This is a genomic window from Nostoc sp. FACHB-190 (assembly GCF_014696905.1).
Classification (GTDB): domain Bacteria; phylum Cyanobacteriota; class Cyanobacteriia; order Cyanobacteriales; family Nostocaceae; genus Nostoc_B.
The window spans coordinates 47939-74476 of sequence record NZ_JACJQW010000022.1 but is presented as its reverse complement, the minus strand read 5'-3'; the positions used below and the strand labels follow the sequence as shown (position 1 = coordinate 74476).

The following is a 26538-nucleotide window of genomic DNA, read 5'->3' as shown; positions in this document are numbered from 1 at the left end:
AAAACTGCCGCTCAAACTCCCAGTATAGTTTTTGCTCTAGGAGGTCGTATTTTTGTAGTCGTGGTCTAGATACAATCTCCTCTGAGCCAATTCCCGAAAAATGGAAAACTTAATATTTACAGAACTTACGCAAAAAATTATCTGTTCAGAATGGGTGTAAGGGTCTGAGGGTATAGGGGTATACGGGTTTTGAACACCCCTACCTCAAACCCTTGATTTCTCAAGTCCTAATTTAGAGCGGTAGTCGCAGAGGTTAGGACATTTTGCTTTTACCTCCTGCCTCCTGGTCACTGAGCGCAGTCGAAGTGTGCCTTCTGCCTTCTGCTCCCCTACCATACCAGCAACTAACGCACTAAAACGCGACTGCGGGGGCCAATTGCTTGTTTAGTTGCAGTTACTTGGGGGCGACAATTCGTAGAATCATCGTGACAAATCTTAGGGGCGACAGGAGAAACTTCTAAACTGACAGGATTAGCTGTGGGAGAAGAACCACTGCTGAATTCCATATTGGAGTCAGTGGAAGGCGATGGACTCGATTGACCAGATGTCCCTCCAAGATTAGATGTTATGGGAGTCGTGGCGATCGCACCACTATCTACTGATACAGGAATCGGTGTACTGGGTGTAGAAGTTGGAGGGTTATTGACGCTGGGTGGAGTGGGAGTTGTGGGAGTCGTCCCACCACCAGAATTAATCAGGGTAGCGTCAGCAGGTACGGTAATTGTCAACCTCACCAAAGGAGTATTTTTCATTTCGTAAGGTGTTGGATCTGGCTTAGTACCGGGAATATCAGACTTATAATCAAAGACTGTGGGACTTTCGCCACCATTGCGATCGCTATATCTTGGCCCTTGGCCGTTTAACTGAAAAGTACCTTGATATTGTTTACCTGTTTGGGGGTCGGTGACAATCCCCGTATAGAAAGCTTTGGCAAACCCAAATTCATCTTGTATGACACCTTGAAAGGAAACATTGGGGATTTTTCCTTGATAAGTAAAGGGTGTCAATTGACCACCAGACAGCGCCGGCGAAGTCAAAACCCCATTAAAAGAAATCACCGGAATGCCTTTAAAATCCACAAAGTAATGTAAACTGCCATCTGTGCGAGTTTCAACTTTGACATAATCTGACTTATAAACTGGCACGTAATTAGGATTGCTTTGAGAACCGATATTACGTTGATACACACCTTGAGAGTCCGTATCAATGCGAGTCACCCTACTATTAAAGTTAGGGTTGAAACTCGGTAGTTCCAAGGTTCCTGAAATTCTACCAGTGCTTTGAATGGTAATTTGAGCAGAAGCACCGCCACCAGTCAACCCAAGCAAAACTGCGGCTAAACTACCACTACCTACAACTGCACAGCTAATCTTTTTTGCTGATGAATTGAATTGCATGAAAAATTTGCTCCTTATTTCCTGATCAAAAACAACACGCATTAGGCTTCTACTGCGTGATCAAAAAGTCGAAATATAAATTTGGATATGTGGGAAGATTGCTGACAGTCAAAGGTAGTAAGACAACACAGCAGGGGGTTTCGCCCCTTGTGATTACATTTACATGGTTACGGAATTAAAACCGGAAAGCTGCTCTTAATGCGCCCACTATCAAAGTGTCGTTAGCAGCATTATGATCAGGATTAAAAACAACTAATAAGCCCGGTGTGAGGGAAAGACGGTCATTGAGTTGGGCGCGATAAAAAAGTTCTACATGCAGTGATGTATCGCTACGTCCCCCTGGCGTTCCCCCATTTGAAAAGTTGGGAAAATTGTAGCCATCAGGTAAGTTACTAGCAGTAATTTTGGGGGGTTGTCCCACTAAAATACCGCCGAGATTTCCCGCTTTACCTAAATTTGGTAAGGCTGCAAATACCATCCAATTAGTAGTTTCTACACTACCAGAGAGGTTAGCTGGTTTTGAAGTAGAAAAACCACCCCAACCGCCCAACTGTAAATTATCATTTAAACGCCATGCCACAGTTGCACCAACCGCATGGGTATTAAAAGCTGTAGTGGGTGCAAATGGCGAAATTAATTGCGCGTCACCAATGCCAGTACCGAGTAAATCATTGGGGGAGTGGGAATATATGTAATGTACGCCGACATCTAGATTGTCGGTGGGTGCGAGAGTGAGTTGTGCGCCTGCGCTATATCTACCACCAAATAAGCCAGCTAAATTGGCATTTCCGGGAAAACTGGGGATTTCCGAACTGTACACACCTTGAAGACTGATGCGATCGCTAATTTCCCAGTCAAAACCTATACCACCAGTCCCATTCCCAATATTTAAAATCGGATTTCGCTGACCAAATTGTGAAATTGCCCCATCTCCAGAACCTTCTAACGGGTTAATTCCACGAAAAGTTGTAGCAGCATTCACCCCAGTCGAACCCACCACAACTCCTAAATTATCTGCCAGTAAAAATCGATAAGATAAATCATTAATAACTACTCTATTTTCAGTATTTGATTCAAAACTCAAGCGCCCCATATTATGAGAAATTAACGAGGCATTAGAACCTAAATTTCCTGCCGATAGCCCTGTAATTAATAAATCTTTTCCGGTAAATGATGTTGCTAAAGTTAACTGGACACTATTTGTAAAAGTTAGATTAGTTTTACCTTGCCGTTCTGGCACACCATCTCTAGGAAATAAATCCACATTAGTTGTATTTGTACCTTGAAGACTAAAAATAGCTTGACCAAATAATCGAGTTGTAGTAGAAAACTGATGAGCTTTTAATTCAATATTTTTATTTTCTAAAACATCAACACGTTGCGCTATTTCCTGTAATTCTTTTTGAAATGCACTTTGTAATCTTTGGATTTGGTCTAAGTCTGCTTGACTAATAGTATTACTTTGAGTTTTAGCAATTAATTCTTGAATTTGATTCAGACAAATATTTAAACTATGAGCAAATTCATAACGATTGACAGCACTATTACCCAAATACTTGCTGTTGCTATTTCCTGCAATACAGCCATAACGCTCAACTAAAGACTGTAAAGCACTAAAAGCCCAGTCATTTGGTTGGACATCATCTAATTGCGATACCGATGTTACTTGAGACATCTGATCATCTGATTCAGCAGTGTCAGAAAACTCTGGTGCTGCGGGAGATTCTGGAGAAATTGGGAGTTGAACTGCTGGTGAAATTTCTGGTGGAGTTTCTACTGGAATTTGCGAATCTTGGGAACTAGTATTTTGAGGGATTTTATTCAGTAGATTTTGATACTGCTGATTTACAGGCGCAGTCATAGCCTCGGAAGTACTATCCGGCGGCATAAATTCCGGTGGAGTAATTTCCGCAGGTGGAGAAATTTCTGATAAATTCTCGGTTTTTATCTGCTGTATTTCTGTGTCTGACTGAACTACAGGCGGTTCTGGTAAATTGTTGGGTGGAGATGTTTGCCCGGCTGTCAATACGCCTAGCATCAGTAGACTTAGGTCGCTCATGGTATATCTGTTGACTAACACCAATATTTCTTTTGACAAAGTTTTTTGGTGTTCTTCAGGATATTTCTGTATAAAAAGTTATAAAAAGTCTGAAGTATCAAAAGAGGGAGGGGGAATTGAGGAAATATTTTCCCCCTTGCTCCCCGCTCCCTGCTCCTTGTCCTCTTCTCTCTGTTCCCTCTTATTCCGACTGGCTACAGTATTTATTCAGATCATTCATTAAAGTATCTGATTCTTTACCAGCAGTTTTAGCAACTGCGCTTAAAGCGGTATCAATGTCAGTTCTGGCTTTTTTGATTTTTTCTCTACCAGTTGGTGAAGCTTCGGCTGTTTTCGCAGCAGCCAAAGCTTTAGCAGCCTTAGCAATACCATTACTGAGGTTATCAAATACCTTTTGAAAACGACTTTGATATTCTTTGAGTTTGGGATCTGCCAATTTTAATTCTTCTAAAGATGTATTAATCGCTTCTAAATCTTTAGATAGTTGCAAGCTAGTAACTGCTTGCTTACCTTTATTTTGATCAATAAGAGCATTTCCTTCGTTCACGACTTGAATTAGTCGCTGACATTGGGAGGTTTTATTTTCACAACCAGTAACTAATAAAGCGAGACTAAGACTCACACTAGTAATAAAACTATACTTACGCCACACAGAGATTCATACCCCACCAGCTGTAAAATCCAGACAATCGTAACTAATAATTTCCTCAATTGTGGGAAGTGTTGCGTTAATTTCCGTAAAAAAACTGTGATAATTAATGCCAGTTCTATAGGCGATTTTTACTGGGGATAACAATCATAGCAAAATAAGGTACTTCCGCCGGATTAACTTCATCTAGGGGGACGATTCTTTGCTGTGTCATGGTTGCCCGTTCAATATATAGTGCGCGTGATGCCAGTCCTAATTGATGTAAGATATTGCGTACTTTGGTAAAGTGGCGGCCTAGTTTCATAATTGCGGCGGCATCGGTGGCTAGTAGTTGGGTGATGAGTTCTTCGGCTGGGAGTGGGGCTGGTAAAACTGTCAGAATATCGTTGTAGTAGGTGAAGGGTACGCCTAAAGCCACGGGACAAGCCATAAGAGAGGAAACGCCAGGAACAACTTCTGTATGGTAATGCTCAGATAAGCGTGTGTATACATACATAAATGAACCGTAGAAAAACGGATCGCCTTCACACAGCACGACAACATCACGTCCAGCAGCGAGGTGTTGGGCTATTGGTTCAACTTCTTGGTCGTAAATGGCTTTGGCTTTTTCTGGTTCTAGGGCGCGGGGGAGGTGAAAGGCGACTTCGGTTTGGTTGCCTGTTAAATATTGGGAAACGATCGCCCGCGCTATACTTTCTTTATCGGTGGCTGATTGATAGGCAATTACAGGTGCAGTCTGCAATAACCGCAGTGCTTTAATCGTCAACAGTTCGGGGTCGCCAGGGCCGACACCAACTCCATACAAACGGCCTTTGGTTGTCATGATTATTCTTCCTCCGTTGCCAAGGCGTTAACTGCGGCGGCGGCGATCGCACTGCCACCCCGCCGACCATATAATGTCATAAATGGTACATTCCGGCTATCTGCTGCTAAGGCGGCTTTTGATTCGGCTGCACCAACAAATCCCACAGGGAAACCCAAAATCACGGCAGGTTTCGGCGCTCCTTCATCCAGCATTTCGAGTAACCTAAATAGTGCGGTGGGTGCATTACCAATGGCTATAACTGAATTTTCTAGATGCGATCGCCATAATTCTAAAGCGGCGGCTGACCTTGTATTACCAAGTTTTTGGGCGAGTTCTGGGACTTCGGGATAATTCAGGGTGCAGATAACTTCGTTATTGGCTGGTAGTCGCCGCCGCGTAACTCCTTCCGCCACCATCCGACAATCGCATAAAATTGGTGCGCCAGCTTTGAGGGCGGCGCGTGCTGATTGTACTGCTGTGGGTGAATATCCCAAGTCAGTTACAATATCCGTCATTCCACAGGCATGAATTAGACGTACAGCTACTTTTGCTACATCTGGTGGCAGGGCATCTAAGTTAGCTTCTGACCGAATGATCGAAAAAGAATTACGGTAAATTTCGTTAGCGTTGCGGATATAGTCGGACATTTTTTGGTTATAAACAGCAGGTTACAGGGGACAGGTGATAGGTGATAGGTGATTTGTACATTTGTTATCTAAAGTTTGATTGTTTACTGATATGGGAGTTACACAAAATTATGAAAGAACGAACCGCAAAGGACGCAAAGGACACGAAGTTATAAGAGTTTGAGAGAGTTAGGACTTACGCACAGGTTAGGGAAAAACAAACCACAGAGGCGCAGAGGTCACAGAGGAATGAGAGTTTGAGAGAGTTATTGAGTAAGTCTTATTAATACTTAAGGAGTCAGTTGACAAGAATCATGTTTTGATGGTGCAAGGACGTAACTCTTTTAATCGGTTAGTACCATAACGATTGACAAATTCTCCAAAAGATTCTTCGGAATTAAGGCTGTGAATTTTATAGATTTTGAGCATTTGTTCAATAATTACGGGTAATTCTGTAAAACTTACATCTTGATAGATTTTCTGACCGAATTGTTCGAGACTATCACGATCGCCGACATAAATGTGATAACTTTCTATGTTGCGATCGCTCACACCCAGTAAAGTGATGTCACCTGTGTGATGTTGGGCGCAAGATTTTGCACAGCCGCTAAAGTGAATGTTAATCGGGCGATTTAGCTGAACACGATTTTTGAGATAATCGGCTAATGCTAAAGCATGACTTTTAGTATCGGTAGCCGAAGCCGCACAACCGCGTTTACCAGAACAAGCAACTAATGTACTTTGAATATTAGTGACGGTGAAATCTAAGCCTAAGTTAGTTAGGTGATTTTGAACATCAATAACGCACTGTTGGGGAATATCCGTGATGAGTAAATTTTGCCAAGGTGTGAGTCTGATGGTTCCACTACCATATTTTGCTGCTAAATTGCCCAAACGCCGCAACTGCTGACTTGTTAACCGACCAAGGGGTAAGACGACACCAATATAAAACAAATTTTCTTGGCGTTGGGGATGAATCCCAATATGCCAGAAACCTGCTTCCTTTATTGTTGGGGAAGGTTGAGAACGCTGCAAAGTAAAACTTAAACGCTGTTCAACTTGCTGAAGATAATTTTCCCATCCCAAACTGTTGATAACTGCTTGTAACCGTGGCTTGCGCCTAAGTTGAATATCAGTATGCTTTAAATAAACATCTGCTAAAGCTGCCAAAACAGACAAACATTGTTCTGGTAACAATATAATTCCTGTATTGATGGGTGGTTGGCTTTTGATGAAACTTAGATATAAGCAGAAGTAAACTTGAGTGTCGATTAACTCAGCCCTCAACAGGATATCATTGAGGCGATCGCTTACCGAAACTTTCCCACCGCCATCAAAGCAAACACTAAACTTAGCTGAGAGTGCTGATAGTTCCGAATGTGCTGCTAAATAAGCATCCCAGCTTTGAATTAAAGGGCGAGTATCGATTAATTCTTCTGGGTCGATACCTGCTGTTGGGCTAGTCATAATATTACGGATGTGGTCTATAGCCGAATTGTGAGACCCTATACCCAAATTTTGCAGGTGTTGTAAAACTTCGCTGCTGATACCCTGGCTAATTTCTCTGATTTGCAGGTTGGCGCGATTTGTGACATCCACATAACCACCACCTTGCATATCTGCAATCTGTGCGATCGCCTGACATTGTTTACTATTAAGTATCCCTCCTGGTATTCTCAGGCGAGATAAAATTCCATCTTGAGCAGATGTAGCGTAGAATAACCCCGGACAGGCTGTAAATCCCGAAACCAACGTCTCAACTCCTTCTCTGTGCAACGCAGAGAGTAGATCATCATGTCTTATAGACACACCCGGAGTTGGCATTCTGACTTGGGATTTCCCTTCACAGCTGCGGCACAGTCCCGGAATTTCACCGGAGTTTCCCAACTCCAAGTCTTAGTAATTTACCATGAGACCGTCTTCGCCATACTCTATGCTTCACATTTTTTTCATCAATGATTGGTGAATAATTACAGATCCCCGACTTCTTAAAGAAGTCGGGGATCTTAGCCGTGCAATTTTCGTACATCAAATATGATTGTATAAACTGTACTGCTATCAAATATTGCTCTTCAAGTTGGGAAAACTAACTTTAGTGACAGTGTAATCTACTACGCCGCTAAAGGAGATACGCATGAGTACAGTTACCATTCAGGCTAATCAACTTCCTATTCACAAAGTATTTAGCGATGATTTTATTTTTACGATTCCTCTATATCAGCGTCCTTATGCTTGGACAACGGAACAAGCTGGAGAACTTTTTGAAGATTTAATCAGTGCTTTAGGAGATAGTGACGAGAAGATTGATGATATTAATCCATACTTTTTAGGTAGTATTGTACTTATTAAAGGAGATACAACGGATGCTAAGGTCATTGATGGTCAACAGCGTTTGACTACAATTACTGTGCTATTAGCTGCTTTAAGAGCATCTGTTAGTAAAGAATATAAACATATATTAACTAAATACTTATACCAAGAAGATCCTTTTGAACCAGAAAATAATATTTATAGGTTGACTTTACGTGAAAAAGATACACCATTCTTTAAAGAATATATTCAATCTGAAAGTGGTCTTGAAAGATTGAATGTTTTGATTGATAGTAAACTATCGGATAGTTGTAAAAATCTAAAGCATAATGCCTTGCTTTTTCTGGACAAGCTGAAAGTAATACCAGAATCTCAACTTATTCGCTTTATTCAGTTTCTTATTAAACGTTGCTTTATAGTATTAGTCTCAACTCCAGATATTGAATCTGGTTATCGAATATTTTCAGTATTGAATAATCGAGGTCTTGATTTATCACATGCTGATATTTTAAAAGCAGAGATTATTGGAAAAATCCCATCGGAACATCAGGATAAATATAGTGAAAAATGGGAGAACGTAGAAGAAAGATTAGGACGTGATACATTCAAAAGCCTTTTCTCTCATATTAGAATGATTCATGGGAAATCAAAACCTCGTGAAAGTATACTTAAAGAGTTTAAAAAAGATGTTAACCCATCACCTACAGAATATCCTCAGCAGTTTATTGATAAGATTTTACTGCCTTTAGCTGATGCTTTTTATGACATCCAGTATCAAGTTTACGAAGGAAGTTTATGGACAGATGAAATTAATATATTGTTCCAATGGTTGCAATTTATTGACAATTCTGATTGGATACCACCAGCTATTTTTTATTTATCGCAAAATTATCATAATCCTGAATTATTATTGCGATTCTTTTCAGACTTAGATAGGCTGGCTTCTTGTTTAATGATTCAGCGTGCTAATATCAATGAACGTATTGAACGTTATAGCAAGTTACTACACGCTATTGATAATCGAGAAGATTTGTATACGCCAGATTCACCATTACAATTGACTTCTAAAGAAAAAGAAAATATCCTCAAAATTCTGAATGGCGACCTTTATTTAATCAAGAAAATCAGAAGTTATGTTTTGCTGCGCTTAGATTCTGCCCTTGCTGAAGGAAAGCCTGCTTATACTTTTTCTAATATTACAGTTGAACACGTACTACCACAAAATCCATCTGCTGATAGTGAGTGGTTAACCTTGTTTCCTACTCAGGAAGATAAGGAAAAATATGTACATCGGTTAGGTAATTTAGTTTTACTATCTTCTGCGAAAAATAGCATGGCTCAAAACTTTGATTTTGAGACTAAAAAGCAGAAATATTTTACAACGAAGAAAGGTATTTGTAATTTTGCACTCACTACACAAGTATTGATGGAAAAAGAATGGACATCTGAAATTATCGAAAAACGGCAAAAAGTTTTAATTGACAAGTTGAAAGAACTTTGGCGTTTATAAAATTAGGACTTACGCAAAACACCTCTCAAACTCTTATTTCTCTGTGAACTCTGCGCTACGTCAGTTCGCTCAAGTCGGGAAACCCGCCCACGCGACTGACTCCTCTGTGGTTAGTTCTTCCGTAGCCTGTGCGTAAGTCCTGAATATTAGGTTTTAGTAATGCGATCGCCTCAGTATTGGTGCGTTAGGCGCTCGAATATAGTTTTTGTGATGAATTGAATTACTCACAATCTGCGCCTAACACACCCTACTGGCGTGTCTAGCCTTAAATGTTGCATTACAACTCTCTTGTGGGATGGGCTTCTAGCCCGTCCGGTGCGGGCAGGATGCCCACACCACAAGAACGATATTTTTGCACTACTTTAGTCTAGACAGTCCACTACGATAATTTGACTATTCTCCTAAATAAATGCCTAAACCACGAGCAGTTTGAACCAAAGTATCTTCTGGGTTGACGGCTTTGTACTGTGCGATCGCTTCTTCGATTGGTACGGTGATCACTTGGCGATTTTGCCAAGCAACCATGTAATCATATTTACCTTCCTCAATTAGATTAACTGCGGCTACACCAAAAGCCGAGGCGACTAATCGGTCTAGGGGTGAGGCTGTACCACCGCGTTGGATGTGTCCTAAGACGGTGACTCTTGTTTCTGCACCGATGCGATCGCTAATTTGGTCGGCGAGATATTCCCCAATTCCCCCATATCGTGATTGACCCAGGCGATTAGTTAAGGTGCGAGTTTCCCCTTCTTGAGTCCGCACAGCTTCGGAGACAATCACTAAACAATAGTTTTTGCCGTCTTCTTGACGGTTTTTAATGTGATAACAAATATCATCCATACTGTAGAGGATTTCGGGAATTAAAATCACATCTGCACCCCCAGCAATTCCCGCAGCTAAAGCGATGTGTCCCGCATCACGACCCATGACTTCTAAGATCATGACTCGACTATGGGAAGCGGCGGTGAAATGTAATTTATCCAGTGCTTCGGTCGCAATATTAACGGCTGTATCAAAGCCAATGGCGTGTTCAGTAATACCGATATCATTATCAATGGTTTTCGGGATACCGACTAAGTTAATCCCGCCTTGTTGTGCGAGGCGACGCAGAATTGCTAAACTACCATCCCCACCAATGCCAATCAACGCATCTAAATCTAATTGATGATAGCCTGCAATAATTTCTGATGAGCGATCGCAAAAACTACCATCAGCCATCGGAAAAGCAAAAGGATCACCTTTATTAGTAGTGCCTAACATTGTGCCACCAGAAGTTAATAACGGATCAACTTGCTCGATTTCTAATTTAGTAACTTGTGGTGGTCTTGCCATTAATCCTAGAGTTGCTTGTCGAATACCTAAGACTTCCCAACCTTTACCATTAGCACAATGAACAACTGCTCGGATGACTGCATTCAAACCAGAGCAATCTCCGCCACTAGTTAGAATGCCTATACGCTTACTTTTACCCATATTTTTGAACACTGCAAACGTGAAATAATTTCACTCACTACCAGAGTTAGCTAACACTTGAAAAATCTGATTAAATGCTATGAATTTGGTTAATTTCAGCCCAAAATCACACCATCAAACTGATAACAGCAAAGTTATACTGTTATCTGACTATAAGCTCAATCTCAAAGTATAGTTTTGATTATTTCATTACTTTCAAAGTCTAGAATGATTTGTGTATGCACTATTTTCTCTAAACAAAAATTCATTCTTTGTTGTATTTTATAATTTAATTTTGCTAATTTTAACTATTGTCAACTGAGTCCTTAATGCTTGATCTTGTATAATATCTAGGAGCCAGAATATTGTCCAGGACTTACTTACGTAAGTATCACAATTGGTGGTTGGTGCGTGACACTATCAATCTGATAACTACGTTCACATCTTCTAGTTGCGTCACACACCCTACAGAAAAAATATGCCAGTTGCGTAAGTTTTATGGCAAAAAAGCGCGTATAATATTTTACTTTGTCTCTAAATAAGTCCTGTCTACTATGAAAGTACCTACGGCTTCACCCTCTGATTTTGCTAATGGTATTGTGATTTTCCTGTATTATCTTGCAGTTTTATTTATAAATAAAATCAAAGTCCTATAGTTTTTATTTGTAGAGTCTGATACTATATCTTTCAGTGCTGTTCGATGAACTATAGACGTTCTTGTATATATAGAAACGACAAAAACAGTATTTAAGTACTATTTTTGCAGATAACTAAATAACTGAAGAGGTATGAATTAGCGATTTAACTTCATGCCTGATCTGATGTGCGGTGACTTGTTATGTGTCGCCATACCAAATTATGTTCATCAATAGGTGTAAAGCCTGAACTCTCTAGCCTTCAGTCGAGAAGCAGCACAAGGAAATTCTAGGCTCAAATAACACAAATTGTTGCAAACTTGAAGTGGGTAAGGCGAATGTGGATGGCAGCAATATGTCTCCACTAAATTTAATTTTTCACTGTACAAAAAGATTGTGGTGAAAATAATCCGAAATTCTACAATTTGTATGTGAATTTAGTGACATTGCAACAGAAATGGGATGCACGCCTTATGCCAAAATATAGCGTTAATGAAGTTTTAGAAATTATCAAAAATCTGACAGTTGAAGAAAAATTGGAATTACAACAGTCTCTACCTAGCGTGTTAGGAAATATGATGACTGCTGCTAAACCAGTGGAGTCTCATTCTCAGAATATTGAGGGGATTAATATTGGGAATGGTAACTCTGGTATTGCCTTTAATCAACTACAAGCAGACCGGGGAAGTAATATCAGTCAAAGTCAGACTGAGGTGAAAATTCATAATGCTGAGGTACAAGAAGCACTGAAATTCATAGAAAAATTAAAACAGGATATTAATACAAATAATGCTTTGAACTCGATTGAAAAGAAAACTTTAGAAGTGCCACTACAAACAATTGAAGGAGAATTGAAGAAACCAAAGCCAGATAAAAACTTAGTAGAACAAGGTATAGAAGCCTTGAAAAAAGGTTTAGTAGGTGTTGCTGAACTAGCTGATCCTGTGATGAAACTAGCTCCTTTAGTTGCTAGAGTGTGGGTTGGTATATGAGCAACCAATCGACTAATAATCAGTATGAAACGAAGCAAAATATTAGTAATGTTTCAATCGGTGACAGCAATGTTGTCACCTTTAATCAAACTCAGATTTTGCAAGTTTCTGTGGCTGAGATTAAAACCCGTGAATTTAGAGCGACTTCACCCTATAAAGGCTTAAAGAAATTTGAGCCAGAAGATAAAGACATTTTTTTTGGTCGTGATCAGTTTCTCACAGGTATAGTTAATCAATTACAACAAACCAATTTAATTTTGCTTTTAGGCGCATCTGGGAGTGGTAAATCATCAGTAGTGCGTGCTGGTTTAATTCCCTGGTTATCACAAAAATGGGGAACAAAATTGGTCAAACTGACTTTTACGCCAGATATTGATCCCTTTGAATCTTTCTATGCAAGTTTGCTGAGTAAATATAAGCAATCAGCAGTCCAGATGGCGCGAGAGGCTGAAACTGACACCTTAACAGAAGTAGTCAATAGGCTCAAGCAGCCTGATGATTACTGGTTTATTTTAATTGACCAGTTTGAAGAATTATTTACTACAACTCAGCCAGAAAAGCGGAATAAGTTTATCTCTAGCTTAGTGCAGTTAAGTAAAATTAACGTTTCTAATGTTAAAATTGTGGCAACTATGCGGGCTGATTTTCTTGACAGATTCAGCCCTTATCCTGCCTTAGTAAAAGCTACAGATAACCATCGTCCTATAATTGCAGAGATGCAACAAGATGAGTTGCGTTTGGCAATTGAACAACCTGCGGCTCATCATGGGGTAGTGTTTGAAACGGGCTTGGTAGAGGAAATCATTAAAGATGTTCAAGGACAAGCTGGATATCTACCTTTATTGCAGTACACTCTCAATCTCTTGTGGGAGACGGAAGTTAAAACTGGTAGTATTAATGACCGGACTTTAAATTTGAATACTTACCGGATGTTAGGTGGGGTGAGAGGTGCGCTGCAAGAACATATAGATAAAATCTATGGTGCGTTTTCTCAACCAGAACAATTAGCAACTCAGAAAATTTTCCTCAAATTGGTAGATATTGGTGGAGATTCGGAATCAAGTAGCGATTGGAAGCCAGTTCGCAGACGGGCTAATCGTTTTGAGTTTAGCGAGGAACTAGAGCAAAGTGTATTGAGGAAGTTGATCGATGAAAATCTATTGGTAAGCAATGCGCCTCAAGAAACCCTACACGATCGCCTAACAACAGCGCCAGTATCTACAGTAGAAATTGCTCATGAAATCTTGTTAACATCCTGGACAACACTCAACACCTGGATTGAGGAAAATCGTCAGGCGATCGCACTTTTTAACCGACTTAATGATGATGTTGCACATTGGCAGACTTTGAAGAATGACGATGAACTGTGGAGTGGATCAAAGTTAGCAAAAGTTGTAGAACTGCGACAAAACCCAGCTTTAAACCCAGCATTGGGTAAATTTAGTGAGAAAACTGCCGAGTTTATTGATGCTAGTGTCAAAAGACGCGATCGTCAACGCCGCCGCAGCATAATCGTACTCTTGTCTTTTTCTACTGTGGTGTCATTATTCGCAATTTTTTCCGGTATTCAGTATTTTAGAGCCGAAAATGGACAAAATATTGCTTTAAAGCAATTATCATCCCGTTTTGCTAAGGATAAAAATAGATTTGACTCTTTAATGATGGGCTTAGATAGTGCCAATCTCTTACCTTCACTTAGCTTTTTGGGCAACACCAATCCACAATTGCAAAAAGAAATAAAAGACAATTTAAGTGAAGCAGTCTACTGGACAAGAGAACGCAACCGTCTGCAAGGACATCAAAGTAATGTTCAAAGTGTGAGTTATAGCCCAGATGGCCAAATGATTGCCACCGCCAGCTACGACAAGACAATCAAGCTATGGCAAGCAGACGGTACACTGATCAAAACTCTAAAGGGACATACCGAACCAGTCAGGAGTGTGAGTTTTAGCCCCAAGGGAGATATGCTGGCTTCAGCCAGCCACGATGGCACAGTCAAACTGTGGGATCGCAATGGAAATCTACTCAGGACGATAGAGGCTCATCATAAAAGCTTGGTTTTGAGTGTAAAATTCAGCCCGGATGGCAAGACAATTGCTACTGGAAGCAAGGATCAAACAGCCAAACTATGGCGTATTGACGGTACAAAGATTAATCTCATTACTACCCTCAAGGGACATAGCTCATGGGTGATGCAGGTGCTTTTTCATCCCAAAACTCATCAGATTGTTACTACTAGCGGTGACAACACTATCAAACTTTGGACACAAAATGGCAAACTACTGCAAACCCTAACTGGACATACTGACACTGTGATGAGTGCAGCTTTCAGCCCAGATGAAAAAATGTTAGCAACTGCCAGCCTAGATAAAACAGTTAAACTTTGGAGTTCCGATGGGAAACTGCTCAAAACCTTTCCCCATCCAGAACAAGTATATAGTGTCAGTTTCAGTAAAGATGGACAGATCGCCTCTGGTAGTGTTGATGGAAATGTCAGGCTGTGGACGCAAGATGGCAAACTATTAGATACATGGGCAGCTCATGATGGCGCAATTCCTAGCTTGACCTTTAGCCCTGATGGACAAACTCTCGCAACAACTGGTAGCGATAACATTACCAAGCTCTGGCAAGTCCATCGCCAGTGGCTGACTGTTCTGAATGGACATCAAGATGCGGTGACTGGTGTCAATTTCCGCCCTGATGGAAAGCAAGTCGTAAGTGCTGGTATTAACGATTTGCTTTACTTCTGGAGTCCAAAAGGTAATTTACTCTTTACCCGCAAAACAAATCAACGCAGTGTGTATGGTATGAGTTTCAGTCCAGATGGCCAAACCATAGCCTCTGCTGGTAAGGACAATACTATCCCTATCCGACTCTGGGATGCTAACGGGAAAGCAATCAGAACATTAGCAGGTCATAAAGATCGCGTTAATAATGTCAGCTTCAGCCCAGATGGACAGACAATCGCCTCTGCTAGTGATGATCAAACAGCTAAACTTTGGAGCTTAGACGGTAAAGAACTGACAACTCTTCAAGGACACAAGGGCAGAGTTTTAGGTGTCAGCTTTAGCCCTGATGGCACAATCATCGCTACTAGTGGTGATGATCAGACAGTGAAACTGTGGAGAATTGATGGTAAAGAACTGAGAACTTTAGAGGAACACACAGACCGAGTTTGGAATGTCAAATTTAGCCCCGATGGAAAAACCATCGCCTCTGCTAGTGCGGATGGGACAATCAAACTGTGGAGTTTAGAGGGAAAACTGATCAAAACTCTAAAGGGACATACGGCGGCGGTTCTTGATGTTAGCTTCAGTCCCGATGGAAAAGCGATCGCTTCTGCTAGTAGTGACAAAACTATCAAACTTTGGCAAACAGATGGAACTTTAATCACAACTTTGAGGGGACATCAGTCGGAAGTCAACGCTGTGAATTTCAGTCCCGATGGCAAGTTTTTAGCCTCTGCTGGAAAAGACAGATTGGTATTGCTTTGGAATGTATCTGATTTAAGTTTGCCGGAGTTGTTGAAACAAGGATGTCAACAGATACATGATTACCTCAAAACTCACCCAGAAGTTTCACACAACTTCTGTAATTAAACTCAATTTGGTTTTATAAGGAGAAGGAAAATGACAAAGAAAGGAACAGGCTGGATTCCCGATTATCCTGATGTTAGAGACTTCACATTAGATAATGATGAAATTCAAAGTTTATCGAACAAAGTTCAAACTCAAGGCTCTAATTCTGATGTTGAGAGCCTCGCTGACACTTTGCGTAAAGCATTAAAAATTATTGCACAGCAACAAGAAAAGATTACTGCACAGCAACAAAATCAGAATGAAGATGATACTAAAAATATAAATACACTAATAGAACAGCTTTCAGGCGAAATTAATTTTGTAAATCTAGAAATGAATAATGTTCTAAAAGAAGGAATGTCTGACTCAGAAGTTTTACTGATAAAAAATTATTTACAACGCATTATATCCACATGGAGAGTATTTCAGCCATGTACTGAATCAGCAAAAAAATATGAAGTCAACTATGAGCCAACAATAACTGACACAAGATTTGATGAACAGACTCGTCAAGCCATTATCAAAATTTTCCAAGTTAAACAACCATATTCAAAATCGGGTTATTCTCAAGAACAACATGATGGATTCATAGATAAAGATGACATGGAAGCTTTAAAACTATTGGCATCAGGTGCAGACTTTTTTCGTAATATAGAAAAAGTTAAGAAATTAATTAATAAAAATACTGAAATTCATGAAAATGAAATTAAAACATTATTGAATGAATGTGATAGTTGTTTTCTAACAAAGGATGACAGTTGTTTTCAACAACAGGAAAAGATTTGCTGCAAGTTCTTAGTAAGTTTTCTTAAAAAAATAAATAAAATAGATATGCCAGACGATCCTGTAGAAAAAGCTCAGAAATACCAAGGTATTTTAGGTGTATACTTATATCGAATATGGGGAAATTTAAATGTAATTCTTGGTGAATTTAATAACGTTAATATTCAAGATAATATTCCAATAAATGCTGAAATTATCCAAGAAACTAGGTTTTTAATTCAAGGTATTATTACGAACAAAAATGAGTTCGGAAAGTTTATAAGCTCATTCATTGAAAGCTTAAAAACTCCAGAATTTCATTTTGAAGGGTATGAACAGGAAATATTCCAGACAATATTAACTGAGATAACCGAAAATAAAGATTTAGGCTTAAAATTTTTGGGTTTTACTAATAAATCATGGAAAATATATCAAGACATCATGAAAATCCCTGTTTTAAACAAAGATGAAATCCAAAAAAACCTGAAAAAAGAAGAATTACAAACAATACTCAAAACAATACTCAAAAAGCTTCAATATTTAATGGGAGTGCTGTATATAGGTTGTCCACCAAAAATCCCAGAATCTCTATTCCAAAAAATAGAAATACCTATATCGACACCAATTCCTGAAATAGTTGTGAAATTATTCATAAATAAATTATACAAGCGACCAGAAATAAGAAAAAAAATATCACTTGAAAAAGAGAGCCAGGATATAAAAAAACTTGTAAAATCTTTAAAAGAAAATAACAGCTATCCAAGTTTACAATCATTAAATGAAATTTTAATACAGATATTGATGCCATTAGGTCAATATAATAACTTAAGCAAAGCTGTGGAAGCAGGAATAGTAAAAATTTGGTCTTTCTTGAGTGAAGAAACAGACAATAATGAAAATATCAAAAAAATAATTCAAGAAACGATGCGGGAATATAATGTCACAGTAGCCCAAGATTATAGTTTGATCAATGAAATATATTGGCAAGAATGGGATCATAAAAATTTCGAGACAAAAATTGACTCTATCTTTGAAGAAATCCAATCTATCTTGAAAAGTAGCAATAGCAGTAGCGAGACCTCTGACTCTACTCAAACTTTTGGTTTTCTGCCTCCCAAGTCTAGAGCTACTAATAAGCACCTGAAAAAGCCTTTGTTTCAAATTAGTTCTTCTCAACTATCATTGTTACTTGAAGGGGGGGGATTTCAAGAAACAAAAGCTGATAACACCAGCAAAAAGTCTTTAGAAAAACTAAACAATAGTTTGTTGTTTCCGATTAATAAGAATCTCCATCAGCAGATTAAAGCAAAAATAGATAAGACAACAAATAAACCAAGTAATGAGCAAAGCGTATTTTTATCATTACCAGAATTTGTAGATTTAAGCTATTGGTGTTCTCCTGTAGAGGATCAAGGTTCCTTAAATTCTTGCACAGCCCATGCGGGAATTGCCTTAATAGAATATGCACAAAAAAAGAGTAGTGGTAACTACACAGATGCTTCTCCTTTGTTTCTTTACCAAGTTACCCGTAACTTGATGCAACGAGAAGGCGATTCAGGAGCTTCTGTAAGAGATACAATGAAGGCGATGGTTACATTTGGAGTTTGCCCAGAAGAGTATTGGCCTTACAATGAAGATAAGTTTAATGAAGAACCAACATCTTTTTGTTATTCCTTTGCTGAAAACTACAAAACAATCAAATATTTCCGCTTAGACTATGGTCAAATCTCTAAATATGCACTCCTCTCGCAAGTCAAATTGCTGCTAGTTGCTGAAATTCCTTGTATATTTGGATTCACCCTTTATAATTCTGTCTACGATGAAGTCAATTTCCGTAGAGGACATATCCCTTTACCCAGCAAACGAGATAAAGTCATTGGTGGTCATACTGTAGTTGCAGTTGGCTATCATGACCGCAAGATTATCGAAAATGAAGATGGTGAGCGATTTGAGGGGGCTTTGCTAATTCGCAACTCTTGGGGAAATCGTTGGGGTCAAGGTGGCTACGGCTGGATGCCTTATGATTACATTATTAAAGGACTCACAGCTGATTGGTGGTCACTCCTCAAAGCCGAATGGTTAGCAACTGGCAATTTCGGCGCAGGCGCAAGTGCTTGGAACGCAAATAAAGGAGGAAACGGGAATGGTCCGCCAAATGAAACTCCGCCATAGCCAACTCCAAACGGACAAACTTCAAACGGAGGAGGGAAGTAAATATGCTTCCACCAACTTGTGAATAATTCCAGTAGTTACCCACAAAGGTTATCTGTTGAAAATGGGTGTAAGAGGATGTTTTAAAAGTCTTCTTGTTGGTAGCAAAACATTTTAGATCCCCCTAAATCCCCCTTAAAAAGGGGGACTTTGAAGTATTTCCCCCCTTTTTAAGGCTACGGTGTACACACAAGTCTTGAAATCCTACCTAACGTTTGGTTTCATCGTCTAGCTTTCGGTTTTGCGATCGCTTTGAAAACCTGTCATTGCGTACCCCTGCGGGGAAGCAAGCTACGCGTAGCGTCTCGCTCCAGAGGAACGACGTAGGCGTAAGACTTCCCGCAGGGTAGCAATCGCCAAAACTACGGGATTATGCGATTACTTCGCTCCGTTATCACTGCGCTCGTAATGACAATTCAAGGGGTCTATAACGCCTGAAACCCTTGCTGATAGTACTTGTGTGTACACCGTAGCCTTTTTAAGGGGGGTTAGGGGGGATCAAGAAGTGCTAATAATCACAACCGACTACTTTTCAAACAACCTCTAATACCAATTCTATAAGAGGCTGCCCATAAACCCATTAGGCTTTCAGTCTGATGGGTTTATTGCAATTTTATTTCTAGACTAATCACAGCAGAAAAAATTCAGATTTTAATTAACATTTATCAAGTTTCTCAAAAGTGTTTGACTTGCAACTTTCAAATGGCAGATTGTTAGTTAAACTTTAAACGCTATTATTGAAGTTTATAAATCTATTATGCACTGGTTATTATCTGGGCCGTTGAGTGTAGAAAAATTAACGGTGAAGATTGCGGGTTTACCTGCATCGTTACAAGGTAAGAAGTTGGTGCAAATGTCAGATTTTCATTATGATGGTGCGGGTCTATCGGATGAGATGTTAGAACAAGCGATCGCACTGAGCAACCAAGTCAAACCAGATTTAGTCATATTAACAGGCGATTATGTTACCACAAGTCCCCAACCAATTAATGACTTAGTTTTAAAACTCAAACAATTGCAAACTCAAGCAGGTATTTATGCTGTCCTGGGTAATCATGATATTTATTACCGCTACTCAAAAAGGGACATTACCAAGGCTTTAACTCAAATTGGCGTGCGTGTTTTATGGAATGAAGTCGTTTATCCGTTTGGGAATGAATTAGCATTAGTCGGACTGGCAGATAGGTATTCACCAGAATTTAACCCTGCACCTGTTATGGAGCAGTTAAACCCAAATATACCCCGCATTGTGCTATCTCATAACCCCGACACGGCGGAAATATTACAAGCTTGGCGGGTAGATTTGCAGTTATCTGGTCATACTCATGGTGGTCAAATAGTTATTCCCGGACTGGGGGCGGTGGTTGCTTATCGTAAAAACATACTGCAACTAATACCCCACAGAATCCGGCGTTGCTTTCCCTATTTACGCCGAGATAACTTTGTCCTCCGTCATTGGGAATGGGCGCAGGGTTTACATCGTGTAGGAAGGAATCTGCTATATGTCAACCGTGGTTTAGGAACTTATTCTCCCGGAAGGCTATTTTGTCCGCCAGAAGTAACAGTTATTACCTTAGAAAGAGAATAAGTTGTGATGTCAAGAATTCAGGAGCCAGGAGTCAGAATGCAGTATAAATTATTTGTGAGTAACAAAACAGAATCTTTGATTAATTGATTCTGGATTCTGGCTTCTGTATTCTGCATTCTTCTATATTTTTTACAATTTCTTAAGATGGATTTTGATATTTGGTAAGCTGTAAACGCTAATATGAGGAGTGTTTTTGGCGCTATGCACTGGTTGTTTACGGGACGTTTAAGTGTAGATAAAATCACGGTTAAGATTGCCGAATTACCACAATCTTTAGAAGGGATAAAGTTAGTCCAGTTATCAGATTTTCACTATGATGGTATGCGACTTTCTGAGGAAATGTTGCAAGAAGCGATCGCAGTGACTAATGAAGTAGAACCTGATTTAATAGTGTTAACTGGTGATTATGTCACTGATGATCCTTCCCCAATTCATCAACTTGTGATGCGACTCAAACATCTACAAAGTCGCTGTGGTGTTTATGCTGTACTTGGCAACCATGACATACACTACAATCATTCTCAAGCTGAAGTGACGAAGGCTTTTACTAGTATTGGTGTCCATGTTCTGTGGAATGAAATCGCCTATCCCTTTGGCGATGAATTACCAGTGGTTGGTTTAGCTGATTATTGGTCGCGGGAGTTTAATCCTATACCAGTTATGCAGCAACTCGACCCATTCACACCGCGCATTGTTTTATCTCATAATCCCGATACTGCCAAAATTTTAGAACAGTGGCGAGTTGATTTACAATTATCTGGTCATACGCATGGTGGTCACATTGTTATTCCTGGTTTTGGCCCTGCGGTGTTTTATTATAAAAAGTTACTCAAACAATTACCAAAAAAACTCCGGCGTTGGGTTCCATTTTGGTTTGGCGATTGCTCAAAGGTCGTGAGATATTGGGAATGGGCGCAAGGATTTCACAAAGTAGCTAATAATCAGTTATACGTGAATCGTGGCTTAGGAACTTACAGACCAGGACGCTTGTTTTGTCCACCTGAAGTTACGGTGATTACTTTAATGAAGTCTGAAGTATAAAATTTTAGCCTGGGAATATTTGTGCTGAAAAATATTAACCGCCTCAGTTAAGACCGATGAATGTCTGTAACTTGAGGCGGTTGATTAAATATAAGGGTCGTCCGAAAAGACTGAAAAAATTGAAAAAACAGAAGAACTAACTCAAATAAGGTGGACAAACGCAATCGTTACTCTCAAACTTCTTTCAGCATCCTTGATTCTAATAGGCAGGCATTTCTGGCTGTATGTTTAAAAACCTCCAACAAAATCAATCAATAGACTTAAGGCGAAAACACTTCCATAGGATGCCATGTTTGATTTGCGATCGCTCATTTAGATTTTAGAGCGGGAGGTACAAGCTCTAATCTCAAGTTGCTAACTTCACTTAGACTTAACCTTTCTGTACCTTGACCTTAATCTAGCACGCTGCAATTTTCCGTGGTATACCTGTTTACTAAATTTGAATAGCGTTAATGTGTCGTAATATTACAGGAATTTTTCTTCAGCATTGTGAAGCTTTTTAATCACATATATATTAAGTTTATTTACGCTTATCTTGCACCTAGCAACTGAAGTTGCACACCAGAGAGGGAGTCAGGAAGCCTACCCACGGCGATAACACTGCTTGTGCGTCCACGTTTTATAGCCGCAAATTCCATCCGTCGGGGCTATGTGTAAGATATGCAGCGATCGCCATCTGTGCGACGATATCGGTAAAATTTAATTCTGCTCACCAAACTTGTCAAAAAAGTGGAGGATTCATACCCACCACTTTCTTGTTATGGTTGCTTTAACCCTTGACACACACAACTTGCTTGAGTGTCGCCACAACTTCCACTAAATCAGATTGATTTTCCATTACTTGCTCAATAGGTTTATAAGCGCCTGGAATTTCATCCAAAACATCATTATCTTTGCGGCATTCTACACCTTTAGTCTGTTCAATTAAGTCATCAAGAGTGTAGACATTTTTGGCTTTATTTCTGGATAATAATCTGCCAGCACCATGACTACAAGAACAGAAACTATGAGCATTACCTTTACCTTTGACAATGAAAGATTTCGCTCCCATTGAACCAGGAATAATCCCATAATCTTCTGTCTGGGCGCGGACTGCTCCTTTACGAGTGACATACACATCCTCGCCAAAATGTACTTCTTTTTCGGCGTAATTGTGATGACAATTTACCTGCAATAAAGGTTTAGTCACTTTTCCACCCGCCAAATGTTTTTCAATAATGTGCTTAAAACGCATCATCATGACATCGCGGTTGAAACGTGCATAGTCTTGCGCCCATTGCAAATCATTCCAGTAAGCTTGAAATTCTGGTGTATTTGCCACAAAATAAGCTAAGTCTGGGTCAGGTAAATTATTCCCTGCCATCTTGGCTAATTCTTTAGCTGTATTAATGTGACATTGAGCTAATTTATTCCCAATGTTACGTGAACCAGAATGTAACATTAGCCAAACTTGGTTCTCTGTATCGAGGCACACTTCAATAAAATGATTCAATTTGTTACTGATTGCTGGCTTAATTTATTAAGTCTCCATAGCCTCATTTCTACACTATTTTGACTTCTATTAAGCACTTTCATTGAACACTCAATTGAATGGGTAGTAATGAACTGATCTTCTTCGGGTGTCCATAGTTTTCTATTTTTCACCATTCTCATATCAGTTGGACGGCTCCAATTTAGTACTTCACTAGCCTTGATGAGTTTCCTAGATAAAGCTAGGCAATTATCATAGTACAAGTGTCTAACTAATACCTGAGCATCTTCTTTGTAAACCACTATGTTATAAACGCTGTCTCTAGTGTTTCTAGTGGATGTCTTGACCTTACCTGTAATCTGGTTAATCAAGTCTAAATACCCAAAAGCAATATTTGAGCTAGATGTTACCAGAGATAAAAAAGGAAATCCTTTTGAAGTAAGCCCTAAAGAACCGTCTCCATCTATCAGCCCTCGAAAGTAATCAACTTTAGAGAACTGACAACTAGGCAGTTTGATTAACTGTGATTTACTCCCATTCGGTAAACCCCACAATTCAAGATAATCTCGAAAACGCTTATCATAAACTCTCCAAATCACTGTTTTTGTATCGCTACTGAAATTAGTTGTCCGTAAACGTTCAGTGATTGATGAGTTAAATGGTATGAGATTTTTGAATGCCCAAAGTATATGTTCATCCTGTTTATTGATTTCTATACTTAAACGACCGCGATCGCGAGTATTTTTGTATAGATGACCATCAGTTTGAATGAATCCAAATAAATAGGCATAATAGGGGTTTTCAAGAGTAATATTAGTGGTTTCCATAAAACCACAATATCATAAATAAAAGTAGCAATCGATCAAGTCATTTCTGCTTGATTCTATACCTTCTTATTCGGTATAGTTCGGAGCACACCTTCATCCTAAATTATTAGCTCTTTAGGATGCCCAAGTCCCTCTGCTCTCTACGGGGCGTTTTACCGCTTCCCTCGGTATTAGCAATCTCAGCCTTCACCGATTTGGACGAGTTTTGATTACTGTATTACTACAGTAAGGGGCAATCTTTCACCCCCACCAAGAGAACCCATTTGTTTCATAGATTTATTTTCTAAGTCCTGCACACCAGGGTGCAAATCTTGGAAATCATGCCAACGTTGCCAGTTAGTAACTGATTTTTCAATCTCTTTATTTTCGTTGAAACCTGTGGGAATTGCTGCTTCAATATCAAGGCGAATTTTTTTAAGTTTGCCTTCTAATTTATCGCCATTAAATGGCATTTTGATAGCACACATACCACAACCAAGATCCACGCCCACAGCAGCAGGAATGATGGCATCTTTAGTAGCAATTACAGAACCAACTAAAGCACCTTTACCTAAATGTACATCTGGCATTAAGGCGACGTGTTTAAATACAAATGGTAGTGATGCCACATTCTGCGCCATCTTGGTTTCATCACTTGCTAAAGGATGATTTGCCCAAGACAAAACGGGTGTTTGTGTGTTAATTTCTAAGTTTTCGTAAGGCATTTTGTTGTTTTAGATATATTGGATGGTGATAATTCTGCTGTAAATCAAGTTTTGCATTGAGTTTCGATAAATTACCTGCATAATATCACTTGTAATATATTTGTAGTACAAAAAATAGATGGATGTCAATCCTGGTGCTTGGTGAGCAAAGCAGGATTTGGCAAGATACATTAAAATTTGTCAAGAAAATGACTAAATAAATATTATGGCAACGGCTCAAGATACCATCTGGGAACGTTTTTTATCTCCGGTAGTGCGTTTTTTGATTGATGAGGAGAAGTTACAAAGATACGCACTGAGTATTGATTGGGAAAAAGAGGGCGATGTAATTCGTTCTGCCGATGTTACAATTCCTGCGTACTACAAGCAAAATTTTCACGGTATCAAAGGCGGATATCTCAATTCTAGTGCGGCGGTAAGTTACGACCCAATTACGGAATACGTCTTACCTCCGAATGAAACTTGGGTGCGTCAAGCATTGATTGATGCGGTGAAAGTTCAACCAAGGCGCATACTTGATTTAGGTTGTGGTACGGGTTCCACAACTTTGATGTTAAAACAAGCTTTCCCCCAAGCGGAAGTGATTGGTTTGGACTTGTCTCCATATATGCTGGTGAGGGCAGAAGATAAAGCCAGAACTACCAATTTAAATATTATCTGGCGACATGGCAACGCCGCGCAAACTGATTTCCCCGATGCTTCGTTTGATTTAGTTACCGCGTCTTTACTATTTCACGAAACACCAAGTGCAGTTACCCAAGCAATTTTGCAAGAAAGCTTTCGGTTATTAGTAGCTGGTGGACAGGTTTTAATTTTAGATGGCAATCAAAAAACCCTGCGTCAGTTAGATTGGCTGAATAATATCTTTGAGGAACCTTATATTCATGAGTATGCTGCTGACAGTGTAGATGCGCGGCTGGGTGCGGCGGGGTTTCAAGGAGTACGCACCGAAGATGTTTGGTGGATACATCAACTAAGTAGCGGGATAAAACCAACTCTAATCACAGGTTCAGCCATACAAGCCACAGTCCGCCAGCATAGTCAGGGATCAACAGACAGCACAATAGATAATAATGATTTGGAGGGTTTAGAATCTCCAGTATTTGGCATAACGGCATGAGTTTAAAGGCAGTTCTGTTTGATTTTAATGGTGTCATCATTAACGATGAACGTATTCACCTGCAATTAATCGATGAGATTCTCGTGAATGAGAATCTCCAACCCCAAAAACCCCAAGAGCGTCAGACTTGTTTGGGCAGGAGCGATCGCGCTTGTTTTCAAGAACTGCTGGCAAATCGCGGTAGAGTAGTCACGGAAGAGTATCTCAACCAGCTACTTCACCGCAAAGCTGAAGCTTATGTGCTGGAACTGGAAAAATTAGAAAAACTGCCCATATATTCAGGTGTAGAAGATTTAATTTATCAAGTACGTTCCCAAAATCTCTATTTAGGTTTAGTTAGTGGCGCACTCCGTAAAGAAATAGAATTAGTACTCAACCGCGCCAAACTCGCAGAATACTTTACAGTTATTGTTGCAGGAGACGACATCACCACCAGTAAACCCCAACCAGATGGTTATCTGTTAGCAGTGGAACGCTTCAACCAACAATCTCCCGAATTAAATTTGCAACCCCAAGAATGTATCGCCATTGAAGACACCCCCGCAGGTATCCAAGCCGCCAAACTAGCTAACATGAAAGTTGTGGGTGTAGCGAATACCTATCCTTTCCATATACTTCAGCGTTGCTGTAACTGGACTGTAGATTATTTGACTGATTTAGAACTCGAACGAGTGCAGAACGTGTTTTCTGGCAAAGAACCGCAGCCAAGGGTAAGTGAGTGTTAAAATGTTATTTGGTGGCAGAGCGTTGATTAAATTGCTGATATTCTTCTTAACTCAGCACTCACAACTCAGCACTCAG

At 39.7% G+C, this 26538-nt stretch carries 16 protein-coding genes, 2 pseudogenes and 1 riboswitch; of the genes and pseudogenes, 8 read left to right on the top strand and 10 right to left on the bottom strand.

Annotated elements, in window-relative coordinates; genetic code table 11:
• Positions 1–344 precede the first annotated feature (344 nt).
• The 6 genes from H6G28_RS22030 to cobG form a co-directional block, all read right to left on the bottom strand.
• Entirely contained in the window at positions 345–1397 is a 1053-nt protein-coding gene (locus tag H6G28_RS22030; RefSeq protein WP_190674171.1) for a hypothetical protein, read from the bottom strand.
• 175 nt (positions 1398–1572) lie between these two features.
• Positions 1573–3456 carry an iron uptake porin gene (locus H6G28_RS22025; protein WP_190674169.1) on the bottom strand — a complete coding sequence of 628 codons (1884 nt, stop codon included), beginning with the start codon at positions 3454–3456 and terminating at the stop codon, positions 1573–1575.
• A 181-nt stretch (positions 3457–3637) separates the two neighbouring features.
• Positions 3638–4114, bottom strand: a complete 477-nt coding sequence (locus H6G28_RS22020; protein ID WP_190591883.1) for a hypothetical protein — start codon at positions 4112–4114, stop codon at positions 3638–3640.
• A 109-nt stretch (positions 4115–4223) separates the two neighbouring features.
• Positions 4224–4928, bottom strand: coding sequence for a precorrin-2 C(20)-methyltransferase (locus H6G28_RS22015; protein ID WP_190674167.1), 705 nt, complete (start codon positions 4926–4928; stop codon positions 4224–4226).
• Positions 4929–4930: 2 nt separating this feature from the next.
• The gene (locus tag H6G28_RS22010) at positions 4931–5557 is read right to left on the bottom strand and encodes a precorrin-8X methylmutase (protein ID WP_190591839.1); all 627 of its coding nucleotides are present in this window, start codon (positions 5555–5557) and stop codon (positions 4931–4933) included.
• A gap of 291 nt (positions 5558–5848) precedes the next feature.
• Positions 5849–7345: a precorrin-3B synthase gene (gene cobG / locus H6G28_RS22005; protein ID WP_313949966.1), complete on the bottom strand. Its 1497-nt coding sequence runs from the start codon at positions 7343–7345 to the stop codon at positions 5849–5851.
• 1 nt (position 7346) lies between these two features.
• A riboswitch (adenosylcobalamin-variant (AdoCbl-variant) riboswitch) is annotated at positions 7347–7430 on the bottom strand.
• Between the two features lie 240 nt (positions 7431–7670).
• Between cobG and H6G28_RS22000 the strand changes: the two genes are divergently transcribed.
• On the top strand, positions 7671–9356 hold the full coding sequence (locus tag H6G28_RS22000; RefSeq protein ID WP_190674163.1) for a DUF262 domain-containing protein: 1686 nt from the start codon (positions 7671–7673) through the stop codon (positions 9354–9356).
• A gap of 393 nt (positions 9357–9749) precedes the next feature.
• Here H6G28_RS22000 and H6G28_RS21995 read toward each other — a convergent pair whose 3' ends face one another.
• The gene (locus H6G28_RS21995; RefSeq protein WP_190591842.1) at positions 9750–10829 is read right to left on the bottom strand and encodes an ATP-dependent 6-phosphofructokinase; all 1080 of its coding nucleotides are present in this window, start codon (positions 10827–10829) and stop codon (positions 9750–9752) included.
• A 1045-nt stretch (positions 10830–11874) separates the two neighbouring features.
• On the opposite strand from H6G28_RS21995, the gene H6G28_RS21990 reads away from it, so the two are divergent.
• The 5 genes from H6G28_RS21990 to H6G28_RS21970 all read left to right on the top strand — a co-directional run bounded on the left by H6G28_RS21990 (position 11875) and on the right by H6G28_RS21970 (position 21615).
• Positions 11875–12435 carry a hypothetical protein gene (locus tag H6G28_RS21990; RefSeq protein WP_313949965.1) on the top strand — a complete coding sequence of 187 codons (561 nt, stop codon included), beginning with the start codon at positions 11875–11877 and terminating at the stop codon, positions 12433–12435.
• Complete coding sequence (locus H6G28_RS21985; protein ID WP_190674162.1) at positions 12432–16034, top strand: nSTAND1 domain-containing NTPase; 3603 nt, start codon at positions 12432–12434, stop codon at positions 16032–16034. The genes H6G28_RS21990 and H6G28_RS21985 overlap by 4 nt, the downstream gene beginning before the upstream one ends.
• A gap of 30 nt (positions 16035–16064) precedes the next feature.
• Positions 16065–18947, top strand: a complete 2883-nt coding sequence (locus tag H6G28_RS21980) for a C1 family peptidase (RefSeq protein ID WP_190674159.1) — start codon at positions 16065–16067, stop codon at positions 18945–18947.
• A gap of 796 nt (positions 18948–19743) precedes the next feature.
• The gene (locus H6G28_RS21975; protein ID WP_190674156.1) at positions 19744–20574 is read left to right on the top strand and encodes a metallophosphoesterase; all 831 of its coding nucleotides are present in this window, start codon (positions 19744–19746) and stop codon (positions 20572–20574) included.
• 201 nt (positions 20575–20775) lie between these two features.
• The gene (locus tag H6G28_RS21970; protein ID WP_190591845.1) at positions 20776–21615 is read left to right on the top strand and encodes a metallophosphoesterase; all 840 of its coding nucleotides are present in this window, start codon (positions 20776–20778) and stop codon (positions 21613–21615) included.
• 769 nt (positions 21616–22384) lie between these two features.
• Here H6G28_RS21970 and H6G28_RS21965 read toward each other — a convergent pair.
• The 3 genes and pseudogenes from H6G28_RS21965 to H6G28_RS21955 all read right to left on the bottom strand — a co-directional run.
• Positions 22385–23104: pseudogene (locus tag H6G28_RS21965) on the bottom strand (RtcB family protein); the annotation flags it as partial.
• Positions 23104–23913: a hypothetical protein gene (locus H6G28_RS21960; RefSeq protein WP_190591846.1), complete on the bottom strand. Its 810-nt coding sequence runs from the start codon at positions 23911–23913 to the stop codon at positions 23104–23106. The gene H6G28_RS21960 and the pseudogene H6G28_RS21965, both read right to left, overlap by 1 nt.
• Before the next feature lie 242 nt (positions 23914–24155).
• Positions 24156–24617: pseudogene (locus H6G28_RS21955) on the bottom strand (RtcB family protein); the annotation flags it as partial.
• A 205-nt stretch (positions 24618–24822) separates the two neighbouring features.
• Here H6G28_RS21955 and H6G28_RS21950 point away from each other — a divergent pair.
• Positions 24823–25737 carry a class I SAM-dependent methyltransferase gene (locus H6G28_RS21950; protein WP_190674155.1) on the top strand — a complete coding sequence of 305 codons (915 nt, stop codon included), beginning with the start codon at positions 24823–24825 and terminating at the stop codon, positions 25735–25737.
• Positions 25734–26462: an HAD family hydrolase gene (locus H6G28_RS21945; protein ID WP_190591848.1), complete on the top strand. Its 729-nt coding sequence runs from the start codon at positions 25734–25736 to the stop codon at positions 26460–26462. The genes H6G28_RS21950 and H6G28_RS21945 overlap by 4 nt, the downstream gene beginning before the upstream one ends.
• Positions 26463–26538 lie beyond the last annotated feature (76 nt).

Excerpts from the sequence above, each read along its gene's own strand:
- H6G28_RS22030 (WP_190674171.1), bottom strand. The coding sequence starts at position 1,397 with ATGCAATTCAATTCATCAGCAAAAAAGATTAGCTGTGCAGTTGTAGGT.
- H6G28_RS22025 (WP_190674169.1), bottom strand. The coding sequence starts at position 3,456 with ATGAGCGACCTAAGTCTACTGATGCTAGGCGTATTGACAGCCGGGCAA.
- H6G28_RS22015 (WP_190674167.1), bottom strand. The coding sequence starts at position 4,928 with ATGACAACCAAAGGCCGTTTGTATGGAGTTGGTGTCGGCCCTGGCGAC.
- H6G28_RS22010 (WP_190591839.1), bottom strand. The coding sequence starts at position 5,557 with ATGTCCGACTATATCCGCAACGCTAACGAAATTTACCGTAATTCTTTT.
- H6G28_RS22000 (WP_190674163.1), top strand. The coding sequence starts at position 7,671 with ATGAGTACAGTTACCATTCAGGCTAATCAACTTCCTATTCACAAAGTA.
- H6G28_RS21995 (WP_190591842.1), bottom strand. The coding sequence starts at position 10,829 with ATGGGTAAAAGTAAGCGTATAGGCATTCTAACTAGTGGCGGAGATTGC.
- H6G28_RS21985 (WP_190674162.1), top strand. The coding sequence starts at position 12,432 with ATGAGCAACCAATCGACTAATAATCAGTATGAAACGAAGCAAAATATT.
- H6G28_RS21980 (WP_190674159.1), top strand. The coding sequence starts at position 16,065 with ATGACAAAGAAAGGAACAGGCTGGATTCCCGATTATCCTGATGTTAGA.
- H6G28_RS21975 (WP_190674156.1), top strand. The coding sequence starts at position 19,744 with ATGCACTGGTTATTATCTGGGCCGTTGAGTGTAGAAAAATTAACGGTG.
- H6G28_RS21970 (WP_190591845.1), top strand. The coding sequence starts at position 20,776 with ATGCACTGGTTGTTTACGGGACGTTTAAGTGTAGATAAAATCACGGTT.
- H6G28_RS21960 (WP_190591846.1), bottom strand. The coding sequence starts at position 23,913 with ATGGAAACCACTAATATTACTCTTGAAAACCCCTATTATGCCTATTTA.
- H6G28_RS21950 (WP_190674155.1), top strand. The coding sequence starts at position 24,823 with ATGGCAACGGCTCAAGATACCATCTGGGAACGTTTTTTATCTCCGGTA.
- H6G28_RS21945 (WP_190591848.1), top strand. The coding sequence starts at position 25,734 with ATGAGTTTAAAGGCAGTTCTGTTTGATTTTAATGGTGTCATCATTAAC.